Consider the following 11100-nt stretch of genomic DNA (forward strand, 5'->3'; position numbering starts at 1 on the left):
CGGTTTTGGACATCACCGGCGTGCCGCCTGCCGCTGACACCACATCGACGGTGTTCCAGTAAAGACGCGGGTCATGAATGATTTTCGCACCCGGTTTTTTCTCAAGGAACGCTTCCGCCAGCAGGCCGACAATGTAGTAGCCCTCGATGAACTGCCCTTTCTCGTCGAACAGGAAGCAGCGGTCGAAATCGCCGTCAAAGGCAATGCCCATATCCGCGCCGTGCTCAATCACCGCGTTACGGGTGTCGTCGCGGCACTCCGGCAGCAGCGGGTTAGGAATACCGTTCGGGAAGTTGCCGTCCGGGGTATTGTGCACTTTGATGAAGGTCACCGGCACGTTCAGCGCTTTAAAGCGAGCTTCCAGGGCATCCACCACCGGGCCGGCCGCGCCGTTACCGGAGTTGATGACCAGCTTCAGCGGCTTGAGGTTCGCCACGTTGATGTAGCCCAGCAGGTGATCGATATACTCTTTTTGCAGGTTGATTTGCTTATAGCTGCCGCGTTTCGCGTCGTTTACCGGCGGGAAATCGTTGGCTTCCGCCAGACGCTGCACGTCGCGCAGGCCGGTGTCGCCACTGATAGGACGCGCACCTTTGCGCACCAGCTTCATGCCGTTGTAGTCCATCGGGTTGTGGCTGGCGGTCACTTCAATACCGCCGTCCACGCCCAGGTGGAAGGTGGCAAAGTAAATCTCTTCGGTCCCGGAAAGTCCGATATCCAGCACGTCCACGCCCGCGTCCTGCAACCCTTTCGCCAGCGCCAGCTTCAGGGATTCACTGGTCAGACGCACGTCGCCGCCCAGCACAATGGTCTGCGGCTTCAGGTATTCGCCATAGGCGCGGCCAATGCGCCACGCGATATCTTCATTCAGCTCTTCGCCCAGCTTGCCGCGAATATCGTAGGCTTTAAAACAGGTTAATTTTTCCATGATGACCCCTTTTTCAGGCAACAGTCGGCCAGCCCGTTAACAGGCTAAATTATTTTTTTTCATTCGTAGGCCCGGCTAGCGCAGCGCCACCGGGCATTATGCGGAGTGCTATACTCGCCCGTAGCGGTCCTGGAAGCGAACGATATCGTCCTCTTCCAGATACGAGCCGGAGCGCACCTCAATTAAATCGAGCGGAATTTTCCCCGGGTTCTCCAGACAGTGCGTGGCCCCCAGCGGAATGTAGATGGATTCGTTTTCGCCCAGCAGTTTGATTTCGCCGTCGATGGTGACTTTTGCGGTTCCCGCCACCACGACCCAGTGCTCGGCGCGATGATGGTGCATCTGTACGGACAGCCCTTCACCCGGCTTCACGGTAATACGCTTCACCTGATAGCGATCGCCGGAGTCGATGGAGTCATACTTGCCCCATGGGCGGTAGACTTCGCGGTGAATGTGGTGCTCGTGTCGGCCATCGGCCTTGATTTGCTCAACCACTTTTTTAACGTCCTGCACGGCGTTACGGTCAGCGATCAGCACCGCATCTTTGGTCTGAACTATAACTAGATTATGCACACCAACTGTGGCAATTAAACTCGTATCTGACAAAATAAGGTTATTGCCAGAGTTCAATGCAATCACATCTCCACTGCAAACATTTCCCTCACGAGTTTTGTCGCTAACATCCCATAAAGAAGACCATGAACCGACATCACTCCAGCCCGCATCCATCGGGACCACCACAGCATCCGCCGTACGTTCCATGACCGCATAGTCAATGGACTCTTCCGGACAGGCGAGGAATGCTTCTTCGTCCACGCGGATAAAATCGAGATCCGGATCCACCACCGCCATCGCTTTCTCGCAGGCGCTCAGGATGTCCGGACGGTATTTTTCCAGCTCTTCAAGATATCGCCCGGCGCGGAACAGGAACATACCGCTATTCCAGTAATATTCACCACTTGAAACGTAATCGTTAGCAGTTTCAATATCAGGCTTTTCTACAAATGTTCTTACTGCAAAAGCTTTTATCTCATCGGCACCAAGAAGAGCTTCACCACGACGAATGTATCCATATCCGGTTTCAGGCATATCCGGCACGATACCGAAAGTCACCAGCTTGCCACTTTTAGCGTAAGGAATAGCTCCCCTTACCGCGTTATGGAAGGCATCCTCCTGCTGAATCACGTGGTCAGCCGCCAGCACAAGCATCAAAGGATCGCAGTCAGGGCTGCTGCGTTTTGCCGCCAGCGCCGCCAGGGCGATAGCGGGTGCAGTGTTACGGCCGGCAGGCTCCAGAATGATGTTTTCTGTGCGTTTGTTCAGCTGGCGCAGCTGCTCGGCAACGATAAAACGGTGCTGCTCATTGCATATAATAATCGGATCATTACATGCCAAATCGTGCAGACGGTTAACTGTCGTTTGCAGCATGGTGAGATCGCCTTTCAGGCGCAGGAATTGTTTGGGATAAAGAACGCGGGACAGTGGCCACAGACGACTACCTGTTCCACCAGCCATAATTACTGGAAAAATTTTTCTGTGATTCATTTTGTTAACTCATTCTAAGGTTCAAAGTTATAACGTTTACCCTGAAAGATAAGGTTAATATAATATTAGACTAGCAAAAGCCCTTTTATAATATGATAATAATTTAATTGAATTACATAATCACTCAATACGGCATGAGTTATAATGGAAAGAATAATATAAATGTTAAATTGAAAAACATCGCAATAGTTGCGTTAACTAACGATTATTAATTTTTCTTTATAAAAGAATATCGATGATTATGGCTGAAAAAATTTATTCTTGCAGACTATAATGAATAAAATGATTTCTTCATCAGGCACGCTACCGCCCCTGGCTTAACAGCTACCAGTGCACTGAGTGAGAATGGAAAGTTCTAATTTCGTTGTCTGACACTGGACTATCGCCGGCACTGGACAACTCGAAAACTGCCGTTAATTGTCGTCCTAAATGGCCCTGGAAACAAGCACAAATCGTTACAAATCAGCCCACAATTGAATCAGATAACTGCATGTTATTGCTAAAATTAATAATAAAAAACGGCAGTTACCATTTTGGTTATGTTTGACATAGCCAAATGATAACTGCCGCTTATTCAAAAAGACAAAAAGGAATATCAGTCGTTAGCCAGCAGCTTCTCAATCCGGCTTCTGAACTTCGCCCCTTCCTTCAGGTTACGCAGCCCATAGTTCACAAACGCCTGCATATACCCCATTTTCTTACCGCAGTCATAGCTGTCACCCGTCATCAGCATGGCATCCACAGACTGCTTCTTCGCCAGTTCAGCAATCGCGTCAGTCAGCTGAATACGGTCCCAGGCACCTGGCTCGGTTTTTTCCAGTTCCGCCCAGATATCGGCATTCAGAACATAACGACCCACCGCCATCAGGTCGGAGTCCAGCGTCTGCGGCTGATCCGGTTTTTCGATGAACTCAACGATGCGGCTCACCTGCCCTTCCGTCTCCAGCGCTTCTTTCGTCTGAATCACAGAGTACTCAGAGAGATCGCCCTTCATGCGTTTTGCCAGTACCTGGCTGCGACCGGTTTCGTTGAAACGCGCCACCATGGCCGCCAGGTTGTAGCGCAGCGGATCGGCAGACGCGGTATCAATGATGATGTCCGGAAGAACAACGATGAACGGGATATCACCGACAACCGGACGGGCACACAGGATGGAGTGGCCCAGCCCCAACGGCTGCGCCTGGCGCACGTTCATGATGGTCACGCCAGGTGGACAAATAGATTGCACTTCCGCCAGCAGCTGGCGTTTGACGCGCTGCTCAAGCAACGCTTCGAGTTCGTAAGAGGTGTCGAAGTGGTTTTCAACCGCATTCTTGGACGAGTGCGTAACCAGGACGATTTCTTTGATCCCTGCAGCAACAATCTCGTCGACGATGTATTGAATCATCGGTTTGTCGACGATCGGCAGCATTTCTTTAGGAATGGCTTTTGTGGCTGGCAACATATGCATGCCCAGGCCTGCTACCGGAATGACTGCTTTCAAATTAATCATTATTTCTTCCACCTTAAAATGGTTGACGAATTATAGCTCTTAAACCTGTTTTCGCCAGCATGATTTGCCGTAATCCTGAGGTAATGTTACGCCTCAGCATCACAAATTTCTGTAGTTGTAATCTGATTCGATCGCGCTTTTGTGCCAGGAATAGTCTCAAAACAGACGATCGTCGATTATTTGCGCGGAAGTGCAAAGTTCAGCCTTTCCACATTCACCACCTGCTGGTCCACCCGGTCAATATCCACCGAGCTCTGCCCCTTCTCATTCACCGCTTTTATGTTCGCCAGTGACAGCAGGGTCTCATCTTTGGCCATAAATTTGCCCCGCACATCCTTACGTAAGTCAAAGTTTATCTTCAGCGCAGGACCGATAGCAGCCTCCTGCATCACGTTGATATTACGTAAGAACAGATGCTGCGGCTTATTGTGCAGCTCAAGCGTCGCGCGCTTCATCTCGACGTTGGTGATCGCTACAAAGGAGGTGGCATTGCCGGATGATATTTGGATTCCGCGCAGCTTATACGCAAGCTGGCGATTATCCAGATGAATATTGTTTAGCTTGAAGTTCTGGGGAATGGACAAATAATCGCCTTTAATGACCCCATAGCCAATTAGCATTCCGGCACTATTGACCATATCGACATTATCAATAATGAAATTATCACAGCCATAAATAGCTACCGTGGCGTTATCTATTCCCGCCTTTTTACTGAAGTCGGGGGTAATATTTTTGGCCTTTATATTGCGGATAACAAAGTGTTTACCGTTTTCAACATGCACCAGCTGGCGACAGTTGCTGCCGGTGATGTTGGCCACCACGAAGTTCTTAACGGTCTGTTTTTCAGGATAGTCGTTGTCGTAGGTGCTCCCGGCGAGGCCAATACCGATACCCCAGTTGATCTTGCCGTTGGTGCAGTTGATGTTGTCGATGACGTGATCGGAGATCAGGATATTGCGGTCATTGATCGCCACATTCCACTCAATCGCATCGCCCTGCAGGTGGCTGAATTTGCTGTTGGTAATACGGGCCCCATCGATCTGGTTATGAAAACCCTGACGCAGGATAGCGTAGTTAGCCTGGCTCACGCTGATATTATCAATCAGCAAATTGCGCATCACTTTGGGTTTCTTACCGCCAATGTAGATCTGCGTTACCGGGCCAAATCCACTCATTGCCAGCCCTTTAATCACACAATCTGAGCCACGAACGTCGAGCGTAATGTTCTCCGTGCGCCCTGCCCCTTCGCCAATGACCTTGCAGCCTTCCTGCAGAACAAAGCGGCCGCGCCCGTTGCCGGTTAACGCCCCGCGGATCAGCAGCGTTTTACCGTCAGGAATGAAAATGCCCGTATTGATGTTTTCGCAGGTGAGTCCCGCCGGGACAACGACGATGTCACCTTCTTTAAACGCCTGCTTAAAGGCAGCGATCCAGTCGTTGTTATTGTACTGATTAACTGAGACCGTCTTTCCACCTGCCGCCCGCGCGAGGCGGGACGACAGCAGCGGCGTGGCCGCCAGAACGGACAGAGAAGAGACAAAAGTGCGTCGGGTAATCGTTTTCAGCATACAACCTCGGCGTTACAGCGTTTGCAGCAGGCTCGCTAACTGGCGATTTATCACCTGCTGGTTAAAATCGGTTTCTACTTTTTGTCTGGCATTGTGAAGCACGGGCTCCAGCGCCTGCTGGTCGATGTCGCTGAAGGCCGCTAACCGGTCAGCAAGGGCCATCGCGTTATTCTCCGGCACCAGCCAGCCGGAATGGTCAGATTTAATCAGCTCCGGGATCCCGCTGTGCAGGGTCGATACCACCGGAATACCCACGGCCATCGCCTCCATCAGCGCCACCGGAATGCCTTCCATGTCACCATCGGCGCCCGTCACGGAGGGCAGCAGGAACACGTCCGCCTCATCGAGCATGGCCTTAACTTCATGGCTCGGCTTAAAGCCCGGCATCTCCACGACATCGTCCAGCTGATACTGTTCGATAAGCGTGCGCAGACGACGTTCCCACGGCCCAATGCCGAGAATGCGATAGTGGAACGCCACCCCGCGTGCTTTTAGCTGACGGCAGGCCTCAATGGCCACATGCAGACCTTTCTTTTCGGTCAGACGCGCCACAGAGATGATCTGTAGCGGTTTTCCCGGCACCTTCACCGGACGACGCGTAAAGCGCGTTAAATCGACGCCCATGCGCGAAACGGCAATCTTCTCACCCGGGCAGCCCATACTTTTCAGGCGTCCGGCCCACAGATCGCTGATGGGCAGCATCATGTCACCGCGGCGGAAAAGCTGCTGATACTCTGGCGTATAGTGGTTCAATACTTCACGGCTTGAGATGTCGATTCCGTGGAAAATAGTCGCAATCTTGCCGTCTATCACCCCCAGTTCACGCAGTTTCGCGGCAGTGACACCCGCCGGGCCGAAGTGGGCGATAAACACATCGGCACGATACGGCTGCGCCGTTTGCCCGCAGATGGCGGACAAAATTAAATTGCGTGATTCCGATCCATAGCGGGAAACATTCAGCGCCCGCCAGGTCGCCGGCCGATGGATCCCGCGTAAGGTCTGGCTGGCCCGGTGGCGCAGCTTGCTCAATTTCCCGGAAGGCTCATCCTGCAGCCAGCGGGTTTTCGCCTCCAGCCCATACTGGGTATAGGCCGCATGGGTATTTTTGGTATCGCCCTTTTGCAGGGCGATAATCTCCACGTCATATCCCATATCGATAAACGCGGTGATTTGGTTCAGCACAAAGGTCTCGGACGACAGCGGAAATTTCAGTAAGAAGAAACCAACCTTCATTTCCCCTCCCGTACGCGGTCAAGTACCGATTTCACCATGCCAATGCCCTTCTCGCGCTCGGCTTTCACCGCCACGGCCAGCCGTTCGTTGATGGCGGGCAGTTGACCCAGCGTGTCCCCCACCATCGCACCAAGCGAACCATCCAGCAGATGACGGATATCCACGGCCATTTCCGGCATGCCAAGCTGCTGCATAATCCCGGCGGATTTGTGTTCGTAGTTAATGGCGATGGCCGGCGTACCGAAGTTCATGGAGATAATGGCCGAATGCAGGCGGGTGCCGACGGTCAGGTCACAGGCGCCGAGCAGCTTGCCCATTTCAAGGTCGTTCAGCTCATCCATCACAACGTGATAACGGGACGGATCGTTAACCAGGTTGCGCAGGTTCAGCGCCACCATGCGGTCATCTTTGTTGTAGCTGTCGATGCCGGTACAGGTGGAAAGCGCCAGTACCTGATAGCCGCTGTCCAGCACGCGGTTTACCACGTCGGCAAAGGCTTTCTCATACGCCGCCTGGGTGGTGCCTAGCCGTTTATCAAAGGGAGCCAGTTCACGCAGCGTGATGGCGACCGTTTTTTGTTTCGCCGCCACGTCCAGCCAGTGCTGTACCGCGTAGCTTGCCTGGAAGCTGTCATCCTGATGATCCACCAGCCAGGCGGTGTCCACGCCGTGTTCTACTTTAGACGTGTCAATTTCGCTGCGCTTCATCATATCCAGACTCACCGACTCACGCAGGATCAGCGCGTCGCAGTGCCCAAAGACATAGTTCGCCAGCTGGTTAAACTGCGGATCCTGGAAAGGTCCGACGCTGTGGCCAATCATAAACAACGGCTTTTTGGCCATAAACGTGCAGAGCGCATGTTCAAACTGCGGTACGCCGTAGAGATCGACGAAGAACGAACCGCCAACCTGAATAATCGCGTCGTAGCCGGACAGCAGCCGCACGAAATCGGTAAAGCCCTGCGCAATCGCAATGTTGCGCAGCTTGCCGGTATCCGTCACGCGGGAAAGCAGCACCTGGTGCTGGTAGCGACGACGCAGGACTTTCTTCACCCGCCCCATCACGCCTGCGGCGTTGTTATGCTGTTTCATCTGGCTGTAGAGCGGGTCGCCCATTACCGGGCGGTTCAGTAACCAGGATGAGCTGACCGGATAACGGCTCATCACGTCCACTTCGGTCTCAGGCTTAAGGGTGTTAATTGCATCCAGTAAACCGCGCAGGATGGCGCTGTCGCCACGGTTGCCGCAGGTATGGTTGCCAAGAATTAATAATTTCATAATGGCCTCTTAAATAACTAGCCTGCGCGAAGCAGCGTTTTCATTTTTTCGTTACGGCAAAACTGGCGCTTCATTTCGACCACCAGCGCATTGCGTGACAGCACAATCATCACGCCAAATGCCAGCGCGCCGGCGGCCACCTGCACCGCCAGCAGTGCGGCCAGCGGCAGATGGCCGCGAAGGATAATGCCCAGACCGTAGCTCACAGCCAGGGTTGGCAGTGAGAGGTAAAACGGCAGCCACAGACTCAAAATGTACTGACGGTAGCTGGAGCCCAGCACCGGCTTAATCATGATGAAGTAGCTCAGAACGGTATTGAGGACCTGCACCAGCAGGAAGCCCAGCGTGACGCCGATGGCGCCCGCCATATGGCCGCCGACGATAATTGCCGGAATAAACAGGAAGGTTTTGAACACGTTGAACTTGAAGCTGATATCCACCCGTGCCTTCGCCATCAGCAGCGAACCAATCGGATTCCCCACGGAGCGCAGCAGCCCCACCACGCAGAGCAATTGCAGGATCGGGATAATGCCGTTCCACTTCTCGCCAAACACCAGCGGTACGAAGTTGCTCGAGACCACCATTAATCCCAGCAGCACCGGGAAGTTAATGATCCCTACCACGGACAGCAGCTTGTAAAAATTAACGCGGAGCTTTTCGGTATCATCCTGAATCTTGGCAAACGCCGGGAACAGGACGCGGGTGATAATCGGGTTCAGCTTCATCGGCGGTACAACCGCAACGTTATAGGCCAGGTTGTAGCCCCCCGCGACGCTCGCCCCAAGAATACGTGCCAGCACCAGTGTTGAGAGGTTGGTATTCACGTAGTTAATGATGCTGTCCGCCGTCAGCCACGCGCCAAAGCGCAGGTTAGACGAGACGGACGCGAGAGAGAAATGCAGCCCCGGGCGATAAATTTTGCGGCCAAAATAGCCAAACAGCAGCGTACGCACGGCGGAGTTGACCAGGTAACCGAGGATGGCCGTCATCGCCAGCGGCCAGAAATGGGCGCTGACCACAGTGAAGGTAAAGCCCGCCAGCACGGCGCTGGTTTCGATCATGCCGATTTTGTTGAACTCCAGCTCTTTCTGCATCAGCGCGCGGAACTGCTGCCCGTGTGGGATCACCACGAAGGCAAAGGACAATGTGCGCATCAGCGGGGCGAGATCCGGGTTGTGCAGCACGCTGGCGATAGTACCGCTCAGCAGAAAGACCAGCACAAATACGAAAATACCCAGCCCCACATTCAGCCAGTAGAGCGTGGTCAGCTCGAGATGGCTAATCTCTTTACGCTGGATAATCGAGTTGGCAATACCAAAGTCAGACAGCGTGTCGGCCAGCGCGATAATCACCAGCGAGACGGTCAGCAGGCCGAACTGGTGATTATCAATAATGCGCGCCAGCACCGTCATCTGCACCAGACCGAGGCCAATGATGACGATGGTCGCCATCGCTGACCACTTGGCGCCGCTGATGGTTTTTTCACGTAAGCTCATCTTAGTACGCCGCTTTGTTCACGAAGCCTTTGAAAATGGTCAGAAAAACAATCTTGATATCGAACCAGAGGCTCCACTCGCGGATGTACTCCAGATCGAACTCGATGCGTTTTTCCATTTTTTCCAGCGTGTCGGTTTCACCGCGCCAGCCGTTGATCTGCGCCCAGCCGGTGATGCCCGGCTTCACCTTATGGCGCAGCATGTAGCCTTCAATCAGCGAGCGGTACTGCTCGTTGTGCGCCACGGCGTGCGGACGGGGGCCAACAATCGACATGCCGCCGGTAAAGACATTGATAAACTGCGGCAGCTCGTCCAGCGAGGTGCGACGCAGGAAGTTACCTACGCGGGTGACGCGCGGATCGTTCTGCGTCGCCTGGGTGACCACCTTGTCGTTCTCCATCACCTTCATAGAGCGGAATTTCCAGACCATGATCGGCTTACCGTCCATGCCGTAGCGGGTCTGACGGAAAATGACCGGGCCGGGGGAGCTCAGCTTCACCGCCAGAGCGATGCAGCACAGTACCGGGGAGATGAGGAGTAAAATCAGCGAAGAGAGCACGATATCTTCCACGCGCTTGAGCACGCGGTTAATGCCCGACAACGGCGTATCGTACAGCGGTACCACCGGCACGCCGTTCACCTCTTCAATACGGGAATGCAGAATGTTGAAGGTAAACACATCCGGGATGAGGATCACCGAGCAGGTGGTATCCGCCAGCTCGCGCATCAGCTGCTTAATGCGGGATTCGTCTTTCATCTGCATGGCGATATAAACGTTGTGAATTTTTCCGGCTTTAGCGTCTTCAATCAGTTGGGCGTAATTCCCCGCCCAGTCCGACGGCACGCCGCCCGGTTTCGCGTCGTGATAAATGCCCACCACTTCAAACCCTAACCACGGCTCTTTGCGGAAGCTCTCGAGCAGAACCCTTCCAACCGGTAAATCCCCTGCCACCGCCACAAAGCGACGGTTATAACCGCGGTTACGCAGCCAGCCCGCGCCAAAGCGGATCAGGGAGCGGCACACCACCATGCCGACGCTGGTCAGCAGATACCAGCTGAGATAGGTCACGAGGCGATTATCGAAATCATGGCTGAACGCTACCAGGCCCGCGCTGAAGATCAGACTCAGGGTCCAGTTCTGCAGCAACAGCATCAGTTCGGTAGTCATTTTCACGCCGCGCCACGAGCGGTAGAAATCGGTCATCCCGCCGATCATCTGAAACACGACCAACGCAATCAGCGCCATCAGCAGATGCATATATAAAAACGGCAGCCCGCCGATCCGACACACCGCCCACAGTCCGCCGACCATGATGGTGATATCAGAAAAACGCTGCACCATAGAGATTAACGATGCATTCGTTCTCGCTCGTTCGCGTTTTTTTAGATTCGTCATCGTTGTTCCTGTATTCGGTTTCCCCTCCTCCCGGAGGGGCAATTGTTACTGATTCAACAGCGCCAGAATGTCCTTCGTTCGGGCTTCCATCAGCGCCGTATCCGCGCGGGATTCCACGTTCAGGCGCACCACCGGCTCGGTATTGGAGGAGCGCAGGTTAAAGCG

The 11100-nt window shown here is 53.7% G+C and carries 8 protein-coding genes and 1 pseudogene; all 9 read right to left on the reverse strand.

The genetic code is table 11. From position 1 onward, the window contains the following. Window positions 1–928: colanic acid biosynthesis phosphomannomutase CpsG (cpsG, locus tag ACOTYN_RS24900; protein WP_421634786.1), on the reverse strand; the 928-nt coding region annotated here is incomplete at its 3' end. 108 nt (window positions 929–1036) lie between these two features. Then, window positions 1037–2473 carry a mannose-1-phosphate guanyltransferase gene (gene cpsB / locus ACOTYN_RS24905; protein ID WP_071922057.1) on the reverse strand — a complete coding sequence of 479 codons (1437 nt, stop codon included), beginning with the start codon at window positions 2471–2473 and terminating at the stop codon, window positions 1037–1039. Window positions 2474–3068: 595 nt separating this feature from the next. After that, window positions 3069–3965, reverse strand: a complete 897-nt coding sequence (gene galF, locus ACOTYN_RS24910) for a GalU regulator GalF (RefSeq protein ID WP_332957486.1) — start codon at window positions 3963–3965, stop codon at window positions 3069–3071. A gap of 176 nt (window positions 3966–4141) precedes the next feature. Beyond that, window positions 4142–5533, reverse strand: a complete 1392-nt coding sequence (gene wcaM, locus ACOTYN_RS24915; RefSeq protein ID WP_071922056.1) for a colanic acid biosynthesis protein WcaM — start codon at window positions 5531–5533, stop codon at window positions 4142–4144. 12 nt (window positions 5534–5545) lie between these two features. Then, entirely contained in the window at window positions 5546–6766 is a 1221-nt protein-coding gene (gene wcaL, locus ACOTYN_RS24920; protein ID WP_071922055.1) for a colanic acid biosynthesis glycosyltransferase WcaL, read from the reverse strand. Then, a complete protein-coding gene (gene wcaK / locus ACOTYN_RS24925; protein WP_023330878.1) occupies window positions 6763–8043 on the reverse strand; it encodes a colanic acid biosynthesis pyruvyl transferase WcaK in 1281 nt (426 codons plus the stop codon). Before wcaK ends, wcaL begins: the two co-directional genes overlap by 4 nt. Before the next feature lie 17 nt (window positions 8044–8060). Then, entirely contained in the window at window positions 8061–9539 is a 1479-nt protein-coding gene (wzxC, locus tag ACOTYN_RS24930) for a colanic acid undecaprenyl disphosphate flippase WzxC (RefSeq protein WP_332957491.1), read from the reverse strand. 1 nt (window position 9540) lies between these two features. Further along, window positions 9541–10935 carry an undecaprenyl-phosphate glucose phosphotransferase gene (wcaJ, locus tag ACOTYN_RS24935; protein WP_058691074.1) on the reverse strand — a complete coding sequence of 465 codons (1395 nt, stop codon included), beginning with the start codon at window positions 10933–10935 and terminating at the stop codon, window positions 9541–9543. Between the two features lie 45 nt (window positions 10936–10980). Continuing rightward, window positions 10981–11100: pseudogene (locus tag ACOTYN_RS24940) on the reverse strand (phosphomannomutase); the annotation flags it as partial.

Source organism: Enterobacter cloacae complex sp. IR5458 (assembly GCF_049238025.1).
Taxonomy (GTDB): Bacteria; Pseudomonadota; Gammaproteobacteria; order Enterobacterales; family Enterobacteriaceae; genus Enterobacter; species Enterobacter kobei.